This is a genomic window from Bacteroidales bacterium, assembly GCA_035299085.1.
GTDB lineage: Bacteria > Bacteroidota > Bacteroidia > Bacteroidales > UBA10428 > UBA5072.
On sequence record DATGXG010000019.1, the window covers coordinates 73,932 to 100,346 of the forward strand.

Annotated in this window: 23 protein-coding genes and 1 tRNA gene; 14 read left to right on the forward strand and 10 right to left on the reverse strand. The window is 42.8% G+C overall.

Going from position 1 to position 26,415, the window contains the following annotated elements; translation table 11 throughout:
• The first annotated feature begins 13 nt into the window (after positions 1-13).
• The 4 genes from VK179_05505 to VK179_05520 are packed head-to-tail and all read left to right on the forward strand — an operon-like array spanning position 14 to position 5,880.
• Positions 14-1,252 (forward strand): TolC family protein, encoded by a 1,239-nt coding sequence (locus VK179_05505; protein ID HLO58175.1) that lies wholly within the window; start codon positions 14-16, stop codon positions 1,250-1,252.
• Positions 1,249-2,166 carry an efflux RND transporter periplasmic adaptor subunit gene (locus VK179_05510; GenBank protein HLO58176.1) on the forward strand — a complete coding sequence of 306 codons (918 nt, stop codon included), beginning with the start codon at positions 1,249-1,251 and terminating at the stop codon, positions 2,164-2,166. The genes VK179_05505 and VK179_05510 overlap by 4 nt, the downstream gene beginning before the upstream one ends.
• Positions 2,167-2,171: 5 nt before the next feature.
• Positions 2,172-5,222, forward strand: coding sequence for an efflux RND transporter permease subunit (locus VK179_05515; GenBank protein HLO58177.1), 3,051 nt, complete (start codon positions 2,172-2,174; stop codon positions 5,220-5,222).
• Entirely contained in the window at positions 5,212-5,880 is a 669-nt protein-coding gene (locus VK179_05520; protein HLO58178.1) for a hypothetical protein, read from the forward strand. The genes VK179_05515 and VK179_05520 overlap by 11 nt, the downstream gene beginning before the upstream one ends.
• A gap of 37 nt (positions 5,881-5,917) precedes the next feature.
• Here the strand turns inward: VK179_05520 and VK179_05525 are convergent, their stop codons facing one another.
• Positions 5,918-6,196 (reverse strand): DUF4242 domain-containing protein, encoded by a 279-nt coding sequence (locus VK179_05525; GenBank protein HLO58179.1) that lies wholly within the window; start codon positions 6,194-6,196, stop codon positions 5,918-5,920.
• Between the two features lie 417 nt (positions 6,197-6,613).
• On the opposite strand from VK179_05525, the gene VK179_05530 reads away from it, so the two are divergent.
• The 7 genes from VK179_05530 (at position 6,614) to VK179_05560 (ending at position 12,640) form a co-directional block, all read left to right on the forward strand.
• Positions 6,614-7,093 (forward strand): RNA polymerase sigma factor, encoded by a 480-nt coding sequence (locus tag VK179_05530; protein ID HLO58180.1) that lies wholly within the window; start codon positions 6,614-6,616, stop codon positions 7,091-7,093.
• Positions 7,090-7,671 carry a hypothetical protein gene (locus VK179_05535; GenBank protein ID HLO58181.1) on the forward strand — a complete coding sequence of 194 codons (582 nt, stop codon included), beginning with the start codon at positions 7,090-7,092 and terminating at the stop codon, positions 7,669-7,671. The genes VK179_05530 and VK179_05535 overlap by 4 nt, the downstream gene beginning before the upstream one ends.
• Complete coding sequence (locus VK179_05540; GenBank protein ID HLO58182.1) at positions 7,661-8,533, forward strand: DUF4097 family beta strand repeat-containing protein; 873 nt, start codon at positions 7,661-7,663, stop codon at positions 8,531-8,533. The genes VK179_05535 and VK179_05540 overlap by 11 nt, the downstream gene beginning before the upstream one ends.
• Position 8,534: 1 nt before the next feature.
• Entirely contained in the window at positions 8,535-9,203 is a 669-nt protein-coding gene (locus VK179_05545; GenBank protein ID HLO58183.1) for a hypothetical protein, read from the forward strand.
• Between the two features lie 4 nt (positions 9,204-9,207).
• Complete coding sequence (locus VK179_05550; protein HLO58184.1) at positions 9,208-10,272, forward strand: hypothetical protein; 1,065 nt, start codon at positions 9,208-9,210, stop codon at positions 10,270-10,272.
• 421 nt (positions 10,273-10,693) lie between these two features.
• Positions 10,694-11,602 (forward strand): T9SS type A sorting domain-containing protein, encoded by a 909-nt coding sequence (locus VK179_05555; GenBank protein ID HLO58185.1) that lies wholly within the window; start codon positions 10,694-10,696, stop codon positions 11,600-11,602.
• Between the two features lie 414 nt (positions 11,603-12,016).
• Positions 12,017-12,640: a hypothetical protein gene (locus tag VK179_05560; GenBank protein ID HLO58186.1), complete on the forward strand. Its 624-nt coding sequence runs from the start codon at positions 12,017-12,019 to the stop codon at positions 12,638-12,640.
• A gap of 200 nt (positions 12,641-12,840) precedes the next feature.
• Here VK179_05560 and VK179_05565 read toward each other — a convergent pair.
• Both VK179_05565 and VK179_05570 read right to left on the reverse strand, forming a co-directional pair.
• Positions 12,841-12,912: transfer RNA gene (locus tag VK179_05565), tRNA-Glu, on the reverse strand.
• Positions 12,913-12,968: 56 nt separating this feature from the next.
• Positions 12,969-13,526: a hypothetical protein gene (locus VK179_05570; GenBank protein ID HLO58187.1), complete on the reverse strand. Its 558-nt coding sequence runs from the start codon at positions 13,524-13,526 to the stop codon at positions 12,969-12,971.
• Between the two features lie 182 nt (positions 13,527-13,708).
• On the opposite strand from VK179_05570, the gene VK179_05575 reads away from it, so the two are divergent.
• Complete coding sequence (locus VK179_05575; GenBank protein HLO58188.1) at positions 13,709-13,972, forward strand: hypothetical protein; 264 nt, start codon at positions 13,709-13,711, stop codon at positions 13,970-13,972.
• Positions 13,973-14,038: 66 nt separating this feature from the next.
• On the opposite strand, the gene VK179_05580 is transcribed toward VK179_05575, so the two are convergent.
• The 7 genes from VK179_05580 to prmC form a co-directional block, all read right to left on the reverse strand.
• Positions 14,039-14,479, reverse strand: a complete 441-nt coding sequence (locus VK179_05580; protein ID HLO58189.1) for a DUF4190 domain-containing protein — start codon at positions 14,477-14,479, stop codon at positions 14,039-14,041.
• Positions 14,480-14,665: 186 nt separating this feature from the next.
• Positions 14,666-16,807 carry a methylmalonyl-CoA mutase gene (gene scpA / locus VK179_05585; protein HLO58190.1) on the reverse strand — a complete coding sequence of 714 codons (2,142 nt, stop codon included), beginning with the start codon at positions 16,805-16,807 and terminating at the stop codon, positions 14,666-14,668.
• Between the two features lie 6 nt (positions 16,808-16,813).
• On the reverse strand, positions 16,814-18,691 hold the full coding sequence (locus VK179_05590) for a methylmalonyl-CoA mutase family protein (protein HLO58191.1): 1,878 nt from the start codon (positions 18,689-18,691) through the stop codon (positions 16,814-16,816).
• A 63-nt stretch (positions 18,692-18,754) separates the two neighbouring features.
• On the reverse strand, positions 18,755-20,140 hold the full coding sequence (gene fumC / locus VK179_05595; protein HLO58192.1) for a class II fumarate hydratase: 1,386 nt from the start codon (positions 20,138-20,140) through the stop codon (positions 18,755-18,757).
• A gap of 113 nt (positions 20,141-20,253) precedes the next feature.
• Positions 20,254-21,285 carry a peptide chain release factor 2 gene (gene prfB / locus VK179_05600; protein ID HLO58193.1) on the reverse strand — a complete coding sequence of 344 codons (1,032 nt, stop codon included), beginning with the start codon at positions 21,283-21,285 and terminating at the stop codon, positions 20,254-20,256.
• A gap of 123 nt (positions 21,286-21,408) precedes the next feature.
• Positions 21,409-21,861, reverse strand: coding sequence for a regulatory protein RecX (locus VK179_05605; GenBank protein ID HLO58194.1), 453 nt, complete (start codon positions 21,859-21,861; stop codon positions 21,409-21,411).
• Positions 21,862-22,004: 143 nt separating this feature from the next.
• Complete coding sequence (prmC, locus tag VK179_05610; protein ID HLO58195.1) at positions 22,005-22,862, reverse strand: peptide chain release factor N(5)-glutamine methyltransferase; 858 nt, start codon at positions 22,860-22,862, stop codon at positions 22,005-22,007.
• Positions 22,863-22,884: 22 nt separating this feature from the next.
• Between prmC and ribD the strand changes: the two genes are divergently transcribed.
• Together ribD and VK179_05620 are read left to right on the forward strand one after the other, a co-directional pair.
• The gene (gene ribD, locus VK179_05615) at positions 22,885-23,937 is read left to right on the forward strand and encodes a bifunctional diaminohydroxyphosphoribosylaminopyrimidine deaminase/5-amino-6-(5-phosphoribosylamino)uracil reductase RibD (GenBank protein ID HLO58196.1); all 1,053 of its coding nucleotides are present in this window, start codon (positions 22,885-22,887) and stop codon (positions 23,935-23,937) included.
• A 114-nt stretch (positions 23,938-24,051) separates the two neighbouring features.
• A complete protein-coding gene (locus VK179_05620; protein ID HLO58197.1) occupies positions 24,052-26,403 on the forward strand; it encodes a tetratricopeptide repeat protein in 2,352 nt (783 codons plus the stop codon).
• Positions 26,404-26,415 lie beyond the last annotated feature (12 nt).

Below are 26,415 nucleotides of genomic sequence, written 5' to 3' on the forward strand. Positions count from 1 at the left end.
AAATAAACCTTCTATGCGGGTTAATTACCTTATTTTAGCCCTGGCCATTTCAATTAATCTGTGTGCACAGGAAATAAACCTGCAGTATTTCATCAATCAGGCACTTCGAAACAATCCGCAGTTAAGCGATTACCGGAATCAAATCGGGATAAACAAAATCGACAGTTTGCAGATACATGCCAAAAACGGTTTCCAGGTAAGTGCTGTAAGTAATAATTACTACGCACCTGTAATTGATGGCTGGGGTTATGACGAAATTGTTACCGACATTGCGAATATTACGGCACAACTATCGGTCAATAAAGAAATTACCGGCCGGTCAAACCTGATGAACCAGTACCGGTTATTGCAAGCCGAAAATCAATCGCTGGTTAATTCATATATCCTGGCTGAAAAAGAAATTATAAAAGATATTACCATACAGTATATTAACGCTTACGGCTCCTACAGGGAGTATTTATATAACCGGGAGGTGCTGAATCTTCTGCAACAACAGGATGTTTTAATTAGAAGGCTTACTGAACAGAACACTTTCAGCCAGGCCGAATACCTTACGTTTTTAATAGCGCTCGGACAGCAGAAATCCAAAACCATTGAAGCAGCCGGACAATACAGGAATGACCTGTCTTCACTGAATTACCTTTGCGGAATACTGGATACCACTTCAGTTATTTTACCTGAACCCTTAATTGACAGGCTGGCTTCATCTGAGGCTAAAAATTCGGAGTATTACAAGGCTTTTATAAACGACAGCCTTAAACTTTCCATCCGGGACAGACAGGTTGATTTCTCTTACCGTCCTAAAGTAAGTCTTTTCGGCGACGCCGGCTATTATTCATCCTGGATGTTTCAACCATGGAAAAACTTTGGCGCAAGCGCCGGAATCAGTTTCACCATGCCCATTTATGACGGGCGGCAACGAAAAATGGAGCATGATAAAATATACCTGCAGGAACAAACCCGGCTGAACTACAAAAATTATTTCGTCAATCAGTTTAGCCAGCAATTGTTTCAACTTTCAGCACAAATCAGTAATAATGAAAAAGTCTCAACAGTACTTTCCAACCAGGTTGATTATTCAAAAGCCCTTATTGATGCGGATCACAAATTACTTGAAACCGGTGACATCCGGATCACCGAGTATATCCTGGCTATAAACAATTACCTGGAAATTCGCCAGGCGCTTATAAAAAACTCAATTGAGAGAAATTTACTTATAACTCAATTTAATTATTGGAGCGGGTCAAAATGAAAAATCACTGTCTATTGATTCTTATTCCTGCGCTGTTTGTATTTTCATGTAAACCGGCAAATGAACAGGCCGAAGAGAAAGCAACAGAAACAGTCACACCCGTTACAGTCACAGGCATATCATCCGGAGCACTTGCCGATACTGTATTACTGAATGCCACATCAAAATTCCTTGTAAAAACAAATGTGAATGCTTCTGTAACCGGGTACCTGGGCAGTATGAACCTGGTGCCCGGTCAAAAAGTAGCAAAGGGTCAGACTCTGTTTCATATCCGGTCAAAAGAATCCGTATCCGTTGGAAACGTCATAAGCAAACTTGACACATCCTTTCATTTCAACGGTATACTTGAAGTAAGATCACCGGCAAACGGGTTCATCACTGAAATTGCACATCAACAGGGCGATTATGTACAGGAAGGAGAATCCCTGGCCGTCATCAGCGATGCATCAAGCCTTGCATTTCTACTTCAGCTTCCTTATGAACTTACACCCCTGATAGAAAGAAACAGAAATATCAACCTGGTTTTACCTGACGGGAAAAAATTAACCGGTTTTCTTGATTCATCCATGCCCTTTTTGGATGAGGCTTCACAAACGCAAAATTATATCATCAGGTTATCTGATCGCATTTCTCTTCCCGAGAATCTGATTGCCACGGTTTTCTTCATGAAACAGGTTAAAAATAATTCCGTTACTCTGCCTCGTGAAGCTGTTCTCACCAATGAACAGCAAAGTTCATTCTGGATAATGAAATTGACCGACGATTCAACGGCTGTTAAAGTCTATGTTCAAAAAGGCATTGAAACTCCGTCAAGGGTTGAAATCCTTTCCCCTTTACTCAACAAGAATGATCGAATTGTGCTGAACGGAAATTACGGACTGCCGGATACAGCTAAAGTCAGCGTTGAAAAATAGTGCGTATGAAGAATGTGTATTTCGCATATAGGAACCCTTTATCTGTTGCCATTGCCATAATCATTCTCGCCGGTATTTTTATCTTCAGCCGGATGCAGACTTCACTTTTCCCGGAAATCACTTTTCCAAAAATAAAAGTTATTGCCGAATCCGGTGAACAGCCTGTAGAACAAATGATGCTCAGGGTTACAAAGCCTCTTGAAATGGCCATGAAAAAAATCCCCGAATTACAAACCGTACGAAGCATTACAAGCAGGGGCAGCTGTGAAATATCGGCCTTTATAAACTGGGATGCGGATGTAGATCTGAGCAAACAGCGTATTGAATCGGGAATTAATGAAATAAGGAACAGCCTGCCGCCTGAAACAGAGATAACGGTCGAGAGAATGAATCCTTCGATATTGCTTGTCATCGGCTACACACTTGAAAGCAATTCACGAAAACCGGTAGACCTGAAGTATCTGGCCAATTACACGGTCAAACCTTTTCTTTCACAGGTTAACGGGGTTTCCGAAATTCAGATTATGGGAGGCAAGGATAAAGAATACAGGGTGGAACTCGACATTGCCCGGATGAGCAGTATGGGTATAACACCCCGGATGGTTTCGGATGCCCTGAACGAAACGAACTTTATCCGGTCGAACGGCTACCTGAACTCTTACCGGTTTCTTTACCTGTCGGTTACCGATGCCATGGTCGGTAACAGGGAAGAACTGGCAAAACTGGTTATAAGCAATAACGGAAAACGAATTGTGACACTGGGTGATATTGCGTCGGTAAGCATAGGCGAGGCTAAGGAATATATTAAAGTAAGTGCAAACGGAAAGCAGAGTGTGCAGGTTGCAGTAATTAAACAACCTAACACCAACCTGGTAAAGCTTTCGGATGAAATGGCCGGTAAAATCGTGGAGCTGAAGAAGATATTGCCATCAGATGTTACTATAAGCCCTTATTATGTGCAGGCCGATTTTGTGAATGATTCTATAAAAAGTGTAAGTGACAGCCTCTGGATCGGGATCATGCTGGCCCTGGTGGTAGCAGTTCTATTCCTCCGGTCGGCTAAGGCCAGTGCAGCCATTTTGCTTACAATTCCGGTTACCTTATGCCTTTCTGTCATTATTCTTTACGCCCTTAATCAGACATTTAACATAATGACCCTGGGTGCTTTCGCTGCCTCCATTGGGCTCATCATTGATGATGCCATTGTGGTAGTGGAGCAAATACATCGCACCAATGAGGAACATCCGGGAGAAGGCTCTGTCCAACTGGTTCATAAAGCCATTCATTACCTGTTCCCGGCCATGGTAGGATCATCCCTGAGCACCATTGTTATTTTTCTGCCCTTCGTTCTCATGTCGGGTGTGGCAGGGGCTTATTTCAAGGTAATGACAAATGCCATGATCGTCATCCTGGTTTGTTCATTTTTTGTTACCTGGATCGCCCTTCCTGTAATTTTCCTCTTATTGACGCGCAGTGACGCGATAAATCGCGTTTCAGACATAAAATCAAAGGATCAACCAGCGCATAACGTAAAAAAACAAGGCTGGGTATCCTGGTTTATAGACCGGCCGTGGATGAGCCTGGGATTTCTGTGTTGTCTTGCAATTGCATTTGCCCTTCTCTTTTCGCGTCTTGAAACCGGGTTCCTTCCTGAAATGGATGAAGGCAGTATTGTTTTGGATTACTGGTCGCCACCGGGAACTTCACTTGAAGAAACCGACAGGATGCTGGGAGAAGTTGAAAAAATGCTTGCTGAAATTCCTGAGATAAAAGCCTATTCACGGCGAACCGGCGCACAGATGGGCTTTTTCATTACAGAGCCCAATACGGGTGATTACCTGATCCAGCTAAAAAAGGATCGAAAAAGAAATACAAATGAGGTGATTGACGATATAAGGCTGAAAATTGAATCGACGCAGCCGGCTCTGGATGTGGATTTTGGCCAGGTGATCGGCGATCAGCTCGGAGATCTAATGGCCTCCGTTCAGCCGGTTGAGGTCAAAATTTTTGGTAATGACAACCGTACGTTGCAACAACTTGCATCGCGGGTGGCGGATATAGTATCGGGAGTAAAAGGTACAGCAGATGTTTTCAATGGTCTTGTCATAGCAGGACCCTATGTAAGGGTGGTCCCGGACGCCAACCGCCTGGCTTTGTTCGGATTAACCCCATCTGAATTCCAGTTCCAGGTTCAGACCGCACTTGAAGGCAACCTGGCCGGGGAAGTTCATGATAAAGAGCAATTCACTCCCGTAAGGCTGATGTATACGGGCAATACAACGAGAGACATTGAAGGTATAAAACACATCCAGGTTTTCCTGCCCGATGGCAAGCTGAAACCGGTAACTGAGCTCGCCCGGCTTGAACTTACTGAAGGAGATCCTGAAATTCAGCGTGAAAATCTGCAGAATCTTGCAGCCGTTACCGCCCGGCTCGATAACCGGGACCTCGGGAGTGCTATGGGTGAAATCAGGAAAAAAGTAACTGAAGGAATAAGCCTGCCCGAAGGTTACAGTTTTGTATATGGCGGCGCGTATGCTGAACAGCAGCAATCATTCAGGGAGTTGCTGGTTATCCTTATACTGGCATGCCTGCTTGTATTTTGTGTGATCCTTGTGCTGTTTAAAGAAATCAGGATTGCACTGACTGTCCTGGGAATATCCATCCTGGGTATATCAGGTTGTTACTTAGCCCTTTATGTAACAGGCACCCCTCTCAATATAGGCAGCTATACCGGACTCATAATGATTGTGGGTATAATCGGTGAAAACGCCATTTTTACATTTCTCCAATTCCGCCAGGCAGTGAGAGATATGACAGCCCGCGATGCCATCGTTTATGCCATTTCAACACGGTTAAGGCCAAAACTGATGACTGCACTGGGAGCTATCATTGCTTTGATGCCTATTGCACTTGGAATTGGTTCAGGTGCTCAGATGCACCAGCCACTGGCAATTGCCATAATAGGGGGTTTTATTGTTGCTATGCCATTATTGCTAGTTGTATTACCCACAATGATCTGGTTATTGTATAAAAATGAATCGTATGAAAATTAAAGTGATCCTTACAGGGGCTACCGGAATGGTAGGCGAAGGTGTACTTTTAACCTGCCTTGAATGCCCTGATGTGGAAGAAGTATTGATCGTTAACCGGCGGCACGCCGACATTTCACATCCGCGGCTTAAGGAAATCATTCTTAAGGATTTCTTTAATCCGGAAGGATTGGAATCGCAGCTTACCGGATATGATGCCTGCTTTTTCTGCGCGGGAGTGTCTTCAATAGGTATGAGCCAGGATGACTATAAGCGGGTAACGCGGGATATGACCCTGAATTTTGCGCGGTTTTTATGGAAGCTCAACCCTGAAATGACATTTTGTTATGTTTCAGGGGCAGGAACCGACAGTTCTGAAAAAGGAAAACTGGCCTGGGCGCGTGTCAAAGGGGAAACCGAAAATTTGTTGATGAAAATTTTCAAAGATGCGTATATGTTTCGTCCTGCTTTCATGAAAGCCAGGGAAGGTCAGAAATACCTTCCGTCCTTCTATAAATACCTGTCGTGGATCTATCCTGTCGGGAAGGCCGTTTACCCATCCGGTTTCTGCACATTACTCCAGGTAGGCAAGGCCATGATCCACTCCGTCACCCGCAAATACCCGAAGAAAATTCTGGAAGTAAAGGATATCGTTGAATTGGCTAAGGACGAAGCTAATTAAACTAAAGAGACGCGATGAATCGCGTCTCTACCAGTGTTTAATGATGATGTCCGACAGGTACCTCAACATCTCCTTCAAGGACCTCTACGATTTCATCGGCCACCAGTCCATGCGATTCACGATGAACAGCTATAGCAGATTCTTTATCGGGTGCTTCAGCCAGGCAAAATATTTTACCCGAATTTGTATCATACCAGTATTTCAGGTAACGTACGTTGTATTTACCCTGGATTTCAAGGTCTTTGGCATGTGCTTCCTCAATTCCCTCTTTCGTCAGACCCGGAACGTGCTGGTGGATATCCAAAAATAACGGCATATTAACCTCCTTAGATTTAGTTTAACAATGAAAATACCGGAAATCCCGGTATCCATTAATGGATATCGGATGAGTTTAAAACATTGCGGCTAATGATTAGTTCATACCTTTTCCGGATATAAATCTGGTCATTCTTAGAAAGAAGAGAAACAGTAATACTAAAATAACAGATGAAAGAAAATCTACTACATCTATAGTAGCAAATCTTAGAAGGTCATTTTTATATCGACAAATGCCGCTCTAAGCTTGTTTTTTTGCTATTTTTATAAGTTATTTAATTATCAATCAATCGTTTCGTCTGGTCCGACCCCGAAATAAAACTTGGATACAACCTTTCTGTTTAAATTTTCCTCTTTATTGCAGACACCCTTAAATATGCCTCTTTTTTCACAGGATAAAAAATTAGTAAGCCGTTGTTTGGAGAACAAGCGGAACGCACAGAAAGAGCTTTTCGACAAATATTACAGGGCAATGTTTACGATTGCACTGAGGATTGTGGGGAAGGAGGAAGAAACATATGATGTGGTCCAGGACACCTTTATAAGCGTTTTCAATAATCTGCATCAATTCCGTTTTGAAAGTACACTTGGTGCCTGGATCAAGAAAATACTGATCCGGGAGGCTCTCCGGAAGATAAGACCTTCATTTCAAGAATCGCAACCTGGCAAACCCGTTGATCCGATAATATGGCCCGACGATCTGTCAGGTGACTACCTGCATAAAGCTATACTGGGGTTACCTGACGGATTCAGGCTTGTTTTTACACTTATCGAAATTGAAGGATATTCTCACAAGGAGGTGGCTGAAATTATGAAAATCTCAGAAGGGACTTCGAAATCTCAGCTTTACCATGCAAAGAAAAGTCTGCAACATAAACTGGCCGAATTTAAGCCATGAAAAAGATAAGGAAACATATCAATCGTTTATCTGTGGCTAAACCAGACGCAAAGAAACTGTGGCGACAGATTGAATCAGGATTGCTGACAGACGGTTTATACAGTGAGATCAACCGTTCATCACTTGAAAAAGCCATTCAGAATCTTCCTTCAGTTGACCCACGAAGATATATATGGCAGAAAATTGAGAAGGGAATTGATCTTCCTGAATTAAAAAAGAATTTCCGGGTTTATGACACACGGCTTATTAAATTCGCTGCAACTATCCTGTTGCTTTTGATTTCATACGCTGTAATCAGGATTATACTTCCTGAAATCCGTCAGCATGAACTGGATACATTAAAAAAGCAGCCTGTCGAATCGTTCCTTGCCACTCTTTGCACACGATATCCTAAAAAATGCCAGGAGCCGGATTTTATTGAGTTGAAGACAGAGATTATCAGGCTTAACGACGAAAAATCAGAGATTGAAAACTCCATGTTTTTCAATCCCGAAGATGCCAGCATTTCAAAAATCACTGATCGTATTGATTATCAGATGTCAAGTCTTAGAACGCAAATGATGGATTATGTGGAATAAAACCGTCATATTCCTCCTACTGATTTTTTTTGCAGCGATTCCCGTTTTATCTCAAACGGTAGTGAAGGAATACGTCGATTCGGTTCCGGTAAGCCGGAATATGACAATTACAATCAATTCTAAAAAAAGCAATCTTGAGATTACACGCTGGGAAAAATCAATGTTATGGCTCAAAGTAAAAATTGCATTTACAAATAATGATGTGTCTATGGCCCGACGGGAATTACAGTACAGCAGATTTAATTTAACCAGAACATCCGCCGAAGTCAATATAAACAATTTTTTTGCTTTGCCTGTAGGAACAGACAAGATTCAATCCATTATATCAATTGATTACAAAGTTTACATTCCTGATAAAGTAATTCTGATTATTAACAATGATTATGGAATATGTCGGTTGTCGGGGGTGAACGGCTATATAAACATTAATAATAAATACGGCGAAATATACCTGAACAGGATTTCCGGAACAACCAGGATATATTCTACTTTGTGTGACATACACGCTGATTACATTTCAGGAATAACACAGCTTGAAGCCTCTAATTCAAATATCTTTCTTAAAAGCATGAATGGCCAAATGGCAATCACTAACAAGGTCGGGAAAATTCACTTTGAAGCCGGTACAGAATTGGATAGGCTTAAAATAAACTCTTCACATTGCGACATAGATTTAATTATAAATGACCCGAAAAGATTCAATTATAATATCACTGTAAAAAACGCCACTATTGAATTCAGTCAGAAATTCAATGATATTCCCTTTACATCGATTACAAAACAAAATCTTCTGTACCAATCACCCAAAATTGCACATGATATATATGTTTCATCAAGTTATAACAGTATAAAACTTCATTGAAATGAAAACCTATGCTTTTTCTATTATATTAAGCTTACTGGTCATACATCCTCCAGCCTATTCCCAGTCAAAATCAGATACAGTTGAATTTAAAATTCAGAAAAAATTTATAGACAGGAAAATGGCCTGGTATTTAAATGTAACCGGTTTACTAATGAATACAGGTAGGGAGGATTTCTTCGGGGTTGGAGGCGGAACGACAGTGGAAAAGAAATTATGGAATAGTTCTTCTATATCTGCAAGCCTAAATTTATTCCATGTGTCACATGATTTATGGTTCATGAACAATTCCTCAGGTTATACAAGCTTAAACCTTGATTTGAATTACAGGTATTACCTTAATCTTAAGAACAGAATGCGCACCGGGCTTACGGGTAATAATTTTAATGCAAATTATATAGTTCTGGCACCTTATTTCCTGTTTTTTTATAAACCGTACCGATCTAATTCGATTCAATGGGATTTTGAGAAAGGTGAATGGATAATTAAGACTTCGCGAAAAATTGAATTACAGCCCTATTTAAAGGTTGGTTACGGAATTCAAAGAAGTATATGGAAAGACCTTTATGTAGATATAAACTCGGGATTTCAAATCAATCAATTGCCTGATTTCGACGATCCATTTTCGCTGATGTACCTGAATTTTAATCTCAAATACATAATAAAATAGTATTATGAAATTAACCAATCTGATTTGCATTGTAGCAGGTCTATTATTATTCTCCTGTGAAATTGAAAAAACTGAATATAGAAAGTTCCTTACTGATAAAGATTATGATATGGGATTTGGAACAGGTATGTTTATTGTTCATAAGCAATCCATCAGTTTTTATTCGCCCGGGCAAAACAAAGTCTTCAGTGATATTTATTATAATCAGAATGGTGTTCAAATTTTGAACCCTATCCATTCTTTTGTTTCTAACGGGTTTATTGGAGTGATTTCATTTGAAAACGATAACACCTTAGAATGGATCAGGTTGAAAAACTTCACTACAATAGCTACCCTTTCAATAAATGGTCCGAAAAACATAACTTCAAATAATTTATTATCATACGGAGGCAAAGATAGTGCTGGTGTTTGCTTAGTAGATTATGACAAAACCATAATTAAAAATATTCCTTTAAATATTGATCCTGGTAAGATTTTCGGTACGAATGGCTTCATTTATGTTTTTAGTTCAGGAAATAATATGAATGATTCGATAATATATCGCTTATATACACCCGACAGCTACCACTTAAACATGATTCATAAACTTGACAGTTTTGTAGTCGGCAAAAGACCAATCGATTGTGTGAATGTAATGATTGAATATTCTGGGTATTTTCATCCCGGTCTATATATTCTCTGCAAAGGAAATTCAAAAATACCCCCGTCGATTGTTGAATTTGACCTGGTTACCAATAAAGTAGTCAGAACGCATTACTTTGAATCCACTGATTACAAACCTGAGAACTTATTTTGGATTTTACCTTATACTGAGAATACTAAACTGGTATCCTATATCAATAATAAACTGTATATTATTAATCTGGAAAATGGAATTGCTTTATCCCTGCTTACCAATAAAAATGTAAGTGAACTTGTAGGCTATAATAACTACTACATAGGCGTGTCAAGAGATACAACTTCAAGCACATCGTATTTATACAGATTCAAAATCCCAACATTTGAGATAGCTGATTCATTGGTTATTGATGGCAAGGCACTCAACATAATAGGAGATTATTACGAGTAGAGATTACTATCTGATATCTGCTGTCTTATAATCTGATTGACCTATTCTCTCGCCCTTTCAGGGCTGAATGTAATTGACAAACATTTAGCACAGGGTTTGCACCCTGTGCTGGGTTATATCGCCCTTTCAGGGCTTTTCGCGAAAAAAACAAGGACGTGATAAGGATTCAAACCTGAAGTGGTTAAAGGTACCAGCATAGGGTTAAACCCCTGCATCGAATCACCCTGAAAGGGTGCAAGATACCAGCACAGGGTGTAAACCCTGTGTTAATGACCGCATTCAACAATCAGCCCTGAAAGGGCGCAGGAAATATGCTTAGTATTGGAAAACCTCCTTCCAAGCTTCAATTATATCATTTTTTTAATGATATTTAATTATAATTCACCTTCAATCGTTTGGCAAAATCTGAAAAAACCATTATATGTATCAAAGACATTTTATAACCATTCTTTTTCTTTCCGGATTTGCGATTACAATGTACAGTCAGCAAAAGCCTCAATGGGAAATGCCGCTTTTTTTCGAAGATGCAACTGGAGCAAGGGACACTGTTTATATTGGATATGATTCTGCTGCCAGCAATGAAGTATATGTTATAGACACTGCCTTTGATGAGGGCTGGATTAGGATTGATACTACAAAGTTCAATGCATTTTTATGGATATATCCCAGTTATCTCCCGGCAGGTGCTTATCTTCTGACCTCAGACTCTGTAAGGGTAAAAGATATATCTTCTTTCCCTTATCCATATGCGCGTATAGGTTTTACAGGTGGTAAAATGCCTATAGTTGTAAAGTGGGTCGACAGTCTACTAAATAGCCCCGCCTTACCATTTCCGGATATCTCTCCAAGGCCGAGGGCCAGAATTGACTTTTATTGTGAAAGCGGGGAACCCGGCTATATTAATTGTCCTATTGAATATGATCCAATTTCGTTAACATCCTATAATACACCGGATTTAAAATATGTGGCTTCAGATAGTTTAGTGTTTGAAGGATCTGGAAATTATAGTCCATATAAAGCTATATTTAATGTATTCTTGCAAATTGTACCCCACGATTACCTTCTAACTAGTCTTTCAAATCAGCCGTATGCTCTTAATTGTACTATATATCCAAACCCGGTTACAAAATATCTCAACATCAGCAATCCATCCAATGATAACATAAAATTGACATTGTACAATTTAGTTGGACAAGCTATAATTCAAAACATTTCATCGCATCTTTTAATCTCAATTGATTTATCATATTTTCAGGATGGTATTTACATTTTGAAATTATCGAATGAAAAATATATTTATACTTCTAAAATTCTTAAAACACACAATTGACATAATCTTTCGCCCTTACAGGGCTGAATGTGCATGACAATCATTTAACACAGGGTTTGCACCCTGTGCTGGGTTATGCCGCCCTTTCAGGGCTTTTCGCGAAAAAAACAAGGACGTGATACAGGATTCAAACCTGAAGTGGTTAAAGGTAACAGCACAGGGTGAAACCCCTGCATCGAATCACCCTGAAAGGGTGCAAGATACCAGCACAGGGTGAAACCCTGCAGCGACTCACCCTGAAAGGGTGCAACGATACCAGTTCAGGGTGCTAACCCTGTGTTTCATGGCGTATTCAACATTCAGCCCTGAAAGGGCGCAGGAATAAATCTTAAAGCATGTTAAGAATATTTAATTAAATACAAATTCCGGTAAAATATTTCAGGGCTTGCATAAATTAGTGATAAACCCGACCTGATGAAAACCGGATTATATTTCCTATTCTTCATTTTTTTACCTGTTACTTCTTTTTCACAGGATTCTCAAAAAAGGATCTTATTAATAGGATATACTTACGAATCGAATTCGCTGAAAATTCTTCCGAATATTACTATTTCAGTTAATGGTAAAATTCAATTTATGTCGGATCAGATAGGTCATTTCAAAATCACCGTTGAAAGAACAGATACAATAAATTTCTCAGGGATTGGTTATAAAACAGCAACTTTGAACCTGGGTGATGCTTCATATGATGTGGATACCCTGATTCTTGACATTGTAATGGAACAACAGCCCTATGATGTGGCAGAAGCCAGAATAGTTCCCTTTCACTCATATGACGAGCTGAAAACAGCGATAATTAATATGGAGCCGGATCCTGCCAATTTATGCCACCTGTCTAAAGAAAATACAGACCTGATTTTGAAACAGAATAAGATCGTCGAGGGGCCCGGCCTTGATGCCTATGGAAATTACCGGTATGTTATGAAACGTTTTACAAATGATGGTAGTCCCGTGATCCTTATTTCAACCGATCCAACCAAGGGTATTTTCGCTTTGCTTCGTCAATTTGGAATAACAATGCCATGGGCTAAAAAGTGATATAATAACAAAGCCCGCTTTCGTGGGCTCCGATTCTCTTATGTAGTCCGTAGGAGGACCGAGCGTTAAGAAAAGCTCCGGTGGAGCTTTTTAGCGAAGGAGCCAGGATGCGCGATGGCCGAGCGCAGGCCAGGGATTCGATTCCCCAAAGGAATTATACAATAAAAAAGCCCGCTTTCGCGGGCTCCGATTCTCTTATGTAGTCCGTAGGGGAATCGAACCCCTGTTACCAGGATGAAAACCTGACGTCCTAACCCCTAGACGAACGGACCAAATTGCATTTTGGGAATGCAAAAGTAAAATAATTTTTTAACTCTGCAAAAAAATATTATTTCTTCTGCCACTTAACCATGATCTCCGTGAACGGATCACCCTGGGTAAGCGATTTTTCAAGTGTAACCCACACTTCCACACCATGAATTTCCATCGCGCGCTCAATCCATCCGCAAATCCGGGCTTCAACCAGCTTGCTCGGCTCCTCAAAATGGGTAATATGCAACACCACAAAAAGATCTCCCTTATTCACCACTTCCATGGTGCTCGGCTGGTAATAAGTCGAAAATATCCGGCCGGCACGCTCAATGACAAACTGCGGCGAAGCCGCTTTGATAAAGAACTTGTAAATACCGGTAAGCGCCGTTTCTGCACTGAAACGCCCGCATTGCCAGGCGCCTTTTACTGCATCGCTGTAAAGGATCTGACCCAGCACTTCCGTAGGAATGATGGCTGCGTCCTGCAACGAATACCAGTTAGAAGGCAGAACCGGTTCTGTAAAGATTTTCTTCGATTTCTCAGGTAACGCATCCAGCCAGGTTGAATATTTATCCGGGTGGAACTTTTTTAGATAATCCGGTATGGATTTAACTGCTGAGCCTTTGATTTCCATGGTGAGAGGTTTAATGGATAATGCTACAAAGAAAATAGTCTTTTCATAAACTTCATAATTAACTTATTAACAGATCAGGCTGTAGGCTGTAGACTGCAGGCTATGGCCTTTTGTCAATAGATTAATGAACAAATATTACTAGCCAGTAATACAAGAAAGGCCAGAATAAAAATAAAAAGAGGATGAAAGTTATTACAGTATCTGCAATGATAATTGCCGGTTTGAAAGGAAGTTTTGCCAGGAACAAACCTGATATACGCATAAACAATTGGATCAGGAAAAACATGAAAATCCGTATTCCAAATGGGTTAAAGGAAAGAGCATCATTGAAGCGAAAATGCATTATGGCAGAAAAACTCCTTGATAAACCGGTGCTTATTGATGATTTTCCGGTCATCATCCCTGAAACAGAAGGAACAGGATGTACCTTTCCAGGCAATCCATAATACCAGGAATAGAAGAAAACAAAAAATATGATAACAGCAAAAACCAGGTTGATTACCCTGTACGGATCACCGGATGCTGTCTTCACCTTCAAGGGCTTTCAGGGTATCTGTCATATCACCCATATCGGTCCCCTGGTCGGCAGCCGTATCCACTATGATATCCTGGTACACATTCTCATCATGCTGGAAATCTTCGAACCTCGGAGGACCGTTTCTGAACATCTCCCTTATAACCGGTGAGCTTATTTTTGAAAATGCGAATCCCCAGACCGAAGCAAAGGTCAAACCCACAATGGAACATACAAGCGCAGCTATTATAAGACCTTTAGGACCGAAACCACGGTTGGCCTGGGAAAGGGCAACCAGACTGAGAACTATACCGATGATGCCGAATAATATTCCGACAACAAAGGTACAGGGAATAATTCCCATGGGAATAGCAAGGATACCTAATATAAGTCCTGCAATGCCTAATCCCTGACCTGCTGAGCTTTTTGGTTCTTCCATGGTGTGATGTGTTTAATCAAATATACAATTTTTACTGTTCCTGACGTAATAATCTTCTAAAATCAAAAATCAGTGTTCGTTGTTCGATGTTGCTGGGACCTATAAGACCTTTGGGACCAATGGGACATTGCAAATTCTGAAACAACTCTGACAGGTCCTTCTGACTCTGTCAGGTTGTTCCATACCTTAATTATGCAGCGTATCCAGCAGCACTTCAAGTATTTTGCGTGCAGCGACGGATACAGAGGTACCGGGGCCAAAAATGCCCACTACACCCGACTTATAAAGAAAATCATAATCCTGTGCAGGTATTACGCCTCCCACGATGACCATGATATCTTCGCGACCCAGGTTCTTCAGCTCATCTATTACCTGCGGAACAAGAGTCTTATGTCCGCCGGCCAGACTGGAAACACCAAGCACATGAACATCATTTTCAACAGCCTGGCGTGCAGCTTCTGCAGGGGTCTGGAACAACGGGCCGATATCCACATCAAAACCGATGTCGGCATAGCCTGTGCTCACCACCTTGGCCCCGCGATCATGTCCGTCCTGTCCCATCTTGGCAATCATGATCCTCGGCTGACGGCCCTCCTGCTTTGCAAATTGGCCGCAAAGATTGCGGGCTATTGTATAGCTTTCTTCGCCTGCCGATTCGGATGAATATATACCTGATATCGACCTGATGAAAGCTTTATACCGGCCGCTGACCTTCTCGATGGCATAGGATATCTCGCCCAGGGTTGCCCTTACTTTGGCAGCTTCGATTGACAATTCAAGCAGATTGCCCGTGTTGTTTCTGACAGCCTCTGTTATGTTGTTCAAGGCAATCTCAACAGCCTGCTGATCGCGTGAAGCCTTTACTTCACTCAGCCTCTTCAGCTGTGCCTCACGAACTGCCGTGTTATTCACTTCAAGGATGTCGATGGGATCTTCCTTATCAAGCCTGTACTTGTTTACCCCCACAATGATATCTTTTTTCGCATCAATACGCGCCTGTTTTCTGGCGGCCGCTTCCTCGATGCGCATCTTCGGTAGTCCGGTTTCGATAGCCTTCGCCATTCCGCCCAGCTTTTCGATTTCCTGGATCAGGTCCCATGCTTTACGGGCTATTTCATTTGTGAGATATTCAACATAATAAGAACCTCCCCATGGATCCACGGTTCTTGTGATATTCGTTTCCTCCTGGAGGTAAATCTGCGTGTTACGGGCAATACGGGCTGAAAAGTCAGTTGGCAGAGCTATTGCTTCATCGAGGGCATTGGTGTGCAGACTCTGCGTGTGACCCAGCGCAGCGGCCATGGCCTCAATACATGTGCGGGCCACATTGTTGAATGGGTCCTGTTCCGTGAGGCTCCATCCTGATGTTTGCGAATGAGTCCGCAATGCGAGTGACTTCGGATTCTTCGGGTTGAACTGGCTTACAATTTTTGCCCACAGCATACGGGCGGCGCGCATTTTTGCTATTTCCATAAAATGATTCATTCCGATTGCCCAGAAGAACGAAAGCCTGGGAGCAAAGGAATCAATATCAAGCCCTGAATTCACTCCCGTTCTCAGGTATTCCAGTCCGTCAGCCAGTGTATAGGCCAGCTCAATATCAGCAGTTGCACCGGCCTCCTGCATATGGTAACCGGAAATGCTGATCGAATTGAACTTAGGCATATGCTGCGAGGTAAACCTGAAAATGTCAGCAATGATCCGCATTGACGTTTCAGGCGGATAGATGTATGTATTGCGGACCATAAACTCTTTGAGGATGTCGTTCTGAATGGTTCCGCTGAGCTCTTCGAGTTTGGCACCCTGCTCAAGAGCAGCAACAATGTAAAAGGCCATTACAGGAAGAACGGCACCGTTCATTGTCATGGATACCGACATCTTGTTGAGCGGAATCTGGTCGAACAGGATCTTCATATCGGCAATTGAATCAATCGCCACACCGGCTTTGCCGACATCTCCCACTACTCTTTCATGATCCGAATCGTATCCGCGATGAGTTGCCAGGTCAAAGGCAACGGAAAGACCTTTCTGTCCTGCGGCCAAATTCCTCCTGTAAAAGGCATTGGATTCCTCAGCTGTTGAAAAGCCCGCGTACTGCCTTATCGTCCAGGGCTGCATCACATACATAGTGGAATAAGGTCCGCGAAGGAAAGGAGGAATACCTGCCGCATAGGAAAGATGCTCCATGTTTTCGAGATCCTCCTTTGTAAATACGGGCTTCACCTGGATATGCTCTGCAGTAATCCAGTCTTCCTTCTGTTTCGGCTGCGAAGCAACAGATGGCCTTGTATTGGTGCTAATCTTTATATTTTTATAATCAGGTTTCATGAGATGTTACTGTTTAATTTGAATACCCAGTTTGCTGTGGAAATGCCTCAGCGTCTCCAGCACATTGGAACGCATATGGATGAACTCGGTGATTCCTTTTTGCTTCAATTCTTCCATCGAAGCCGGGGCACCGGCAACAACCACAATTGCCCTGTCACCAACAAGTTGAGCCACTTCAGGGGCAAATCCGGTGTATTCATCATCGCTGCTGCAAACTACAATGATATCAGCCTTCGCAGCAAAAGCTGCATCAACACCCTCTTTTTCATTTTTGAATCCCAGGTTGTCGATCACCTCGTAACCTGCACAGGCAAAGAAATTGGCCGAAAACTGCGAACGGGCCAATCGCATCGCCAGGTTACCATAGGTAAGCATGAAAACTCTCGGACGATGACCGGGATATTTTTCAACAGAAAGACGTAATTTTTCGAATTCCGCTGCAGCTCTCCTCGGCATAACCGGTTCAGTAAGTTTTTCCGAATTCAGGTTAGCTGCCGGAAAGGCAATTTCCTCATTGATGCATCCGTTCACGCTTTCATTCACTGCCGGGTACTGATTCGTTCCGAGCAATGATTCGCGCCTTGAAGCAATCAGGTCAAGCCGCTGGCGTGCAGTTTTTTCGAGTTCACCATTAATGAATCCTGAAAGGAATGATTTTGTAAATCCTCCCTGTTCATCAATCTTTATGAAAAGTTCCCAGGCATAATGAATCAGCGAATCCGTGAGCGATTCAATATAATAAGAACCCGCAGCAGGATCCACCACTTTGTTGAAATAGGATTCCTCCCTGAGGATTATCTGGATATTTCTTGCAAGTCTTTCTGATAAATCGGTAGGTTCATTGTATACCGTGTCAAAGGGCATAACTAACAACGAATTGCAGCCGCCCAGCACGGCTGACATAGCCTCGGTGGTTAACCGCAGCAGGTTTACATGCGGATCATATAATGTCTTGTTCCAGGTTGTCGTTATACTGTGGATAAATACAGGTGTTATCCGGGTGGTCGGATTAAATGCGCTCACCAGGTTTGAAACGAGCACCCTGGCAGCCCGCACTTTAGCAATTTCCATGAAGTAATCCGATCCGGTACCGAGGTTCCATTGCATGTGCCTCAATACTTCGGTTGCCGGCCGCTGTTCGTCAGCAAGGTTTACAAGATAATCGGAAATCATCGACAATCCGAAAGCCAGTTCCTGAACCACTGTTGCACCTGCATCACTGAACAGGTGGCTGTTTGCAGCAAGCGTGCGAAGAGAGGGAGCTTCCCTGAGAACGATGTCCATCATCTTCCGGGCGGCTTCCATATCATCCTGCTCCGAATAATAGAATCCTCCTGTAGCCGCAAGGTGACCCAGCGGATCAAATTCAACAGCCCCTTTGAAAGCCTCTCTTTTATTTCCTGATTCATCAAGTGCTTTAAACAGAAAATCGAGGATTTGAGGGGCATCATTTCCTGTAATGAAGTTTAACTGAACAGCTGAAGAATCCAGGCCTGTAACCAGTTTTCTGAATTCATCATAATGTATGCCGCCTTTGCGTTTCAGATCAAAACCGATTGAGCCGGCACCACGGCTTGCGGCTGTAAAAGCCTTCTCAACGGCGGCTTCTGTTTCGGTAACTTTGAAATCCTGCCTTATAAGCCAGCTGTTACAGCATGTCCTGTTTCCGCGCGCAAAAGGAAAAGTAGCAGGCGCGTGGTCAAGATATTTCAGCTTTTCAAGGTCTTCACGGGTATAATACGGTTTAATGCTGATATTTTCCGGTGTCTTCCGGATAAGTTTTTTGGCATAATCAGCACCTTTAAGGTCTTCGTGGATTTTTGCCTCCCATTCCGCCACGGTAACCGGTGGAAAGGAAGAAAATAGTTGTTGCTGTTCGTCCATTTTATGTTGGTTAATCTTTTTTTATCAATTGAGATGCGATAAATCGCGTCTCTACGAGCGTATTTAAATCATTTTAGCGGGATTTACCCACTGGTCAAACTGTTCGGCGGTCACCAGGCCAAGTTCTATAGCGGTTTCCTTCAGTGTCTTTTTCTCCTTATGCGCTTTCTTCGCAATTTTGGCGGCGTTCTCATAACCGATATGCGGGTTAAGTGCAGTTACAAGCATCAGAGAATTATCAAGATGCTCCTTTATCACTTCGTAATTCGGAACAATGCCTTCTGCGCATTTTTCAGTGAAAGATACGCATGCATCACCAAGCAGGCGGGCCGACTGCAGCACATTGGCTGCAATGAGCGGTTTGAATACATTGAGTTCAAAATGACCGGTCATTCCGCCGATTGTTACTGCCACATCATTGCCGGCTACCTGGGCACAAACCATAGTGAGTGCTTCAGGCTGGGTGGGATTTACCTTTCCCGGCATAATGGATGAACCTGGTTCGTTATCGGGAATCACGATTTCACCAATCCCACAACGCGGACCGGAGCTCAGCATTCGAACATCATTTGCGATTTTCATCAGCGCCGTTGCTGCTCTTTTAAGGGCTGCGCTCAATTCCACCATGGCATCATGAGCTGCAAGGGCTTCAAACTTGTTAGGGGCAGTGATAAACGGAAGGCCCGTTAATCCGGCAATCTTTTTTGCCACCAGTACATCATAGCCCTTAGGCGCATTTAAGCCAGTTCCAACAGCTGTACCGCCAAGAGCAAGCTCACGAACGGCTTCCAGCGCATTCCGGATGGCACGTATGGAGTTGTCGATCTGCTGTACATATCCCGAAAATGCCTGTCCCAGCGATAGAGGCGTGGCGTCCATAAAATGCGTACGGCCGGTTTTCACCACATCCTTAAATTCAATGGCTTTCCTATTCAGCGTTTCACGCAATTTCTGCATTCCGGGGAGAGTAACTTCCACTGCCATTTTGTAGGCGGCAATATGCATGGCGGTAGGGAAGGTATCATTCGAGGACTGCGACTTATTCACATCATCATTCGGATGCAGAACCTTCTTGTCATCTGTGAGTTTTCCCCCTGAAAGGACATGAGCACGATAGGCAATAACCTCATTCACGTTCATGTTCGACTGGGTACCTGAACCGGTTTGCCAGATCACCAGTGGAAATTCATCATTCAGCTTTCCTTCGAGTATTTCATCACAAACCTGCGAAATAAGATTCAGCTTATCCTTCGGAAGCACTCCCAGTTCAGCGTTTGCCAGGGCCGCGGCCTTTTTCAGGTAAGCAAAAGCATGGATGATTTCACGGGGCATACTGGCTTCGGGACCAATTTTAAAATTGTTTCTAGACCGTTCCGTCTGCGCTCCCCAGTACCGTGTTGCCGGTACCTTTACTTCTCCCATTGTGTCGTGTTCGGTTCTGTAATCCATATTAATTGTTTGATAGTGTTTGAATTAGTTTGAATAAGTTTGAAATGCTTGTTTTGACAAAGATTTATAACCTTTTCAAACGATTTCAAACGTCCTCAAACCGTTTCAAACGGTTATTTACCAGCAAATTCCATCAAATACGCCTTTATAAATGCATTAATATCGCCATCCAGCACTCCCTGAGTGTCGGATGTTTCATAGTCGGTCCTGAGGTCTTTCACAAGCCTGTAAGGATGCAGCACATAACTCCGGATCTGGCTTCCCCACTCGATTTTCTTTTTCTGGCCTTCGATCTCGGCCTGCTTTTCCATTCTTTTCCGCAGCTCCATTTCGTATAAATGCGATTTCAGAATTCTCATTGCATTTTCTTTATTCTGAAGCTGTGATCTCGTCTCTGTATTATCCACGGTGATACCGGTAGGCAAATGCCTTACCCTCACACCGGTTTCCACCTTGTTTACATTTTGTCCGCCTGCACCGCTCGACCGGAAGTAGTCGAACTCAATATCGGCGGGATTTATGACGATTTCGATTGTATCTTCAACAACAGGCGATACAAACACTGATGCAAAAGAAGTGTGCCGTTTATGATTGGAATCAAACGGTGAAAGCCGCACCAGCCGGTGTACTCCGTTTTCTGCCCTAAGATAACCATAGGCATACTCGCCGTCGAATTCAAGTGTAACCGATTTTATACCGGCATCATCTCCTTCGAGGTAACTCACTTCGCGAACTGCATAGTTGTTCCGTTCTCCCCAGCGGATGTACATACGCATAAGCATCTGCGCCCAATCCTGGCTTTCGGTTCCACCGGCACCCGAATTGATTTTCAGAATGGCCCCCATGCGGTCTTCTTCACTCCGGAGCATATTCCGGAATTCCAGATCCTCAACAAGGCCAAGCGTTGAAGCATATTGCTTGTCAATTTCTTCTTCCGTGGCTTCCCCTTCCTTATAAAAATCAAACAATACAGTGAGGTCATCAACATCTTTTTTTAGTTGATGATACCCTGTAGTCCAGCTTTTTAAGGTGGAAATGTCCTTCAGTTTTTTCTCGGCGGCTTTGGGATCGTTCCAGAAATCGGGAGCATGTGTCTTCTCCTCTTCTTCTTTTATCCGGGCAAGTTTATGATCGATGTCAAAGATACCTCCCCAGGGCGTCTGTGCGCTCTGTTAACGCTTTAATCTGTTCAATGGTAACCATGAACTGCAGTTTTGATTAAGGGGACAAATGTATGAAAAAAAGCCTATATACGGCATAGCAATTTCTTACTCGCCCTGGTCGCCCAGAAACTCCCGCATATCGTCAAACGCGTACCCCCTTGAAGCACCATACCTGGCCAGTTTGGCCCAAATCTCATAAGGCGCTCCCTTAACTGATTTCCGCTTTTTCGAAATCTCATGCCCGATCATGCTTCTGTATTCACTGCGATCGATTTCATTAAATGCTTCTTCAATGGTTTCATTTGAAATACCTTTCTGCTGCAACATGAGCCTGATTTTCACAAGGCCCCAGTGATCAAACCTGATTTTATCGCTTGTATAGGCAATGGCAAAACGGGTCTCATCCAGGTACTTTTCATCCTTCAACGACTGCAGGATTTGTTGCCGGTCATCTTCAGGCACATCCCATTTCCTGAGCAATGCCATAATGTCTGCAGGGCTCTTCTCCTGTCCGCTGCAGATGTGTTTCAACTTATTAAGAGCTACTTCCTGATTCATTTTTGTATTGTTTGATAGCTTCGCTGTTTGAATGTTTCGCGTTTGAATGCTTCGCTGTTTGAGAAAGTTTGAAAAAGAGTTTGAAACTGTTTGAAAACTCAAACTACATCAAACTACTTCAAACTACATCAAACTACTTCAAACTACTTCTTCGCTTTAATCATTCTGAATTTCCCGTTCAGATCCTTCCTTACTTCCACTGCATACAATCCTGCTGATTTAAGAAGCGTGGAAACCTCATCGGGAAATTTCTCATTGATCTCAAGGTACAGTGAACCGCCATCCAGGAGGTTTTTACGGGCCAACAATGCTATTCTTTTATAAAAAACAAGCGGATCGTGATCCGGCACAAACAAAGCTATGTGCGGTTCAAAATCAAGTACATTCTTTTTCATCAGAACAATCTCTTCCGGTGTCACGTAGGGAGGATTGCTGACCATTACCTGGTACCTGCCCGGCAACGCATCATTATCATTTAAAAGATTGAAGTTGAAAAATTCAACAGAAGCCTTGTTGAGCCCGGCATTCTTTTTGGCCACAGCCAGGGCACCCGCAGAAATATCACATGCTGAAACCGCAGCCTTTTTCAAATTTACAGACAGGGATACCGCTATGCAACCACTTCCCGTAGCCAGGTCAACAATCCTGCACTGGTTCTCCGGCTCTGAATTGATAATCCAATGTACCAGTTCCTCAGTTTCCTGACGCGGTATTAACACATGCCTGTCTACTTCAAATGTCAGTCCATAAAACCAGGCATAACCAAATATGTACTGTATAGGCTCCCATTTTTTCAGCCTGGCTAATATTTCGTCGAATTTCCTGAGGCTTGCATCTGAAATCGGTTGATCCGACTTAAGAAAAGTGTCAATTTTGCTGTAATTTAGCACATGTTCGGAGGCCAGTAAGAAAATCTGACTGATTTCCGCATCAGGATAGTAACCTGAAAGCCCTGACCGGAACTGCTGCCTGATCTCTGAAAGTACGGTTGTGGTTTCCATCAGGTAAATTTAAATAAAGTACATGACACAGAAGTCAACGGCGGAAACATATATGCAAAGATGTCTTGATCTGGCGGTTACCGGATTGGGAAAAACAGCTCCGAATCCAATGGTCGGAGCGGTGATTGTTCACAACGACCAGATCATCGGTGAAGGATATCATAAAGCTTTCGGAGGTCCGCATGCTGAAGTCAATGCCGTGAATGCAGTAAGGGATAAAAAGATGTTAAAGGATTCCACTCTTTATGTAAACCTTGAACCCTGCTCCCATACCGGAAAAACTCCACCCTGTGCTGATCTTATCATAAACAGCGGCATCCCGCGTGTGGTAGGCGGCATGACTGATCCCAACCCGGTTGTGGCAGGCAGCGGATTTTCAAAATTGCGCAGTGCCGGTGTGGAAGTCGTTACTGATGTCCTTCACGATGAATGCCTTGAATTGAACAGGAGGTTTATCCTGTTTCATACCCGGCGCCGGCCTTATATTATTCTGAAATGGGCACAAACAAGCGATTGTTTTATTGACGTGCTCAGGGGACAGAAAGAATACCCCCAGCCAACCTGGATTTCAAATGAAATTTCAAGGATGCTGGTTCACAAATGGCGGAGTGAAGAACAATCGATCCTTGTCGGCACCAACACCGCCATCATGGATAATCCGCGGCTAAACGTAAGGGAATGGCCGGGCAGTTCACCATTGCGAATGGTAATCGATAAAACACTTAAATTGCCTAAAATTTTGAATTTGTTCGATAACAGCAATCCTACAGTTGTTTTCAATTCACTCAGTGATGAACAGTCAGGAAATACCCGTTATGCAAAAGTCGCTTTTGACGATACTTTCCTTGAAAATATGCTGAGCTGGCTATTTGAAGCCGGGATTCAATCTGTACTGGTTGAAGGCGGAAAAATTCTCCTCAACAGCCTGATCCGTAAGAACCTGTGGGATGAGGCCAGGGTGTTTAAAGGCAATAAACTTTTCGGGCAGGGGGTTACGGCACCTTCCATTCCTTTGTCGAATCCCGAAGAATATCTTATCCGCGAAGACCTGCTTATGATTTACCGAAACAGGTAAATTCAATCCTGTACCTGCTAAAAACAACCATTTTTAAAATAATCCGTATCAATACTTTACCATAATTATAAATACTTTCAACCTGACATTTATCGTAAAGTAAATCAACGGATTATGAAAACCGCTACAATATTAGCATTTCTACTGGTCACCGGAATTTTCTCACAAAACATTTCTGCACAAAATGCCCGCCAGTATTATAAAACAGGGCTTACTTTCGTAGAGGCAAAGAACCACAGGGATGCAATAGCCCAGTTTACAAAAGCGATTGAAATCGATCCGGAATACGCACAAGCGTATGTTGAAAGGTCCAGGTCATACGAGGCAATCAATGATCTTCAGAATGCCGCCGATGATTTGAAGAGGGCGCTTACCTTCGAACAGAAGGAACCCGAAATCTATTATGATGCCGCCAGACTGAATTACCAGCTTGGAAATCACCAGGCAGCCCTTGAACTGATCAATAAATGCCTTTCGATGGAAAAGAAATCCGAAGTGGCCCACCGGTTGCTGGCCCGCATCCAGATGGCACTTGAAGATTATTCCAATTCACTGGTTACGATCAACAAAGCCATCGAACTAAAGGATAATGCAGAAAACAACTTCTACCGTGGTGTTCTTTCAGAGAAAATGAAAAACTACAACCAGGCAGAGATAGATTATAAATCAGCCATTTCAAAAAAACCTGACTATACAGAAGCCCTTCTTTCGCTGGCTTCACTTAAACTTATGCTGAACAAACCGCAGGAAGCTCTTGAATACTGCAACACTGTTATTGCAAAGGACCCCAATCATAAAGAGGCACTACTGATTCGCAGCCGTATACATGCAAAGCTCACAGAATACCCTGCCGCTATTGATGACTTGTCAAAGATTCTATACAACAACCCTGATGATAAGCAAATGTATGTTGTAAGGGGTAATTATTACCAGGAATTCACCCAACACCAACAAGCGATCAATGATTTTTCAAAGGCGCTTTTGCTTGATCCCAAATATTCGGAAGCCATATATAAAAGAGCATACTCGTACGAGCAGGTAGGAGATTTCAAATCGGCCATAAAGGACTATGAATCGCTGACCACTTTATCGTCAGAGGACCTTGTTGCGCAGCAGCATCTGAATAATGCACGCAAAAGGCTCTTTGAACTCAACCGGGAATCGGTAGCTCCGAAAGTATCACTTATCGAACCACAGGTTTTCAACGATTCCACTTTGAAAATTGCCAGGAATAAAATTTCAGTGTCGTTACGGGGAAGAATTTCAGATCAGAGTGAGATCAGTAAAGTTACAGTAAACAAGAGACCGGTTAATATCTTCAAATCTGGTGAAAACTACGAATTTACAGCGGATATTGAAATTAATCTGTCAGACGTGATAATTATTCAGGCAATTGATGTGTATGATAATATCCGAACGGTCAACTACAGTATTACCCGCACTGAAATTGATCCTCCAGTCATATCCATTCTTGCACCGTATGCTTCGGATAATGGCGAGATTTACCTCGATACGGACAATTCGAACCTATATGTGGAAGGCACAATCAGCGATGAAAGCACAATCAAATCAATCCTGATTGACGGCGTTGCTGCCAGTTTCACACTCGATGACCTGAATCCCCGGTTCACTGCAACCATTAACATTGCCAATAAAAACAAATTCAACGTTACCGCAACGGATATTTACGGGAACGATACAATTGAAACATTTACACTGAACCGCGAAGGTGTATCCTTGCTTGAAGCCAATCCGATGGGCCGTACATGGGTTGTTTTTATTGAAAATTCAAACTATGAGACGTTCCCAAGCCTTGACGGACCTTCGAAGGATGTTACCCTGATGCGCTCTGCCCTTGCCCGCTATGACATTCAGAAGATCATACACAAGCAGGACATGACCAAAAAAGAAATGGAACGATTCTTTTCAATTGAGCTCAGGGATTTGCTCAGGAGCAACAAGGTAAATGCTTTGCTTGTTTGGTACGCTGGGCACGGCAAATTTTACAACGAAACCGGATACTGGATACCGATAGATGCCAAACGCGACGACGAATTCACCTATTACAACCTCAACGCCCTCCGGGCATCATTGCAGTCGTACACATCGTACATCACTCATGATCTTGTTGTGACTGATGCGTGCGAGTCGGGCCCGACCTTTTACCAGGCCATGCGAGAAACACCAAAGGAAAGAAACTGCAACGACTGGGAAGCAGTGAAATTCAAATCATCACAGGTATTTTCTTCCGCCGGTTATGAGCTGGCTGTTGATAATTCGCAGTTTACGAAAACTTTTGCCAATACACTGGCTAACAATCCGAATGCCTGTCTTCCAATCGAATCCATTGTGAATAAGGTCACAATGGCCGTTACACAGAGCAACCAGCAGAAACCAAAATTCGGTAAGATCACAGGACTTGAAGATGAAGACGGAACGTTCTTCTTCATGTCGAAAAACAAGTAACAGGGATTGTTC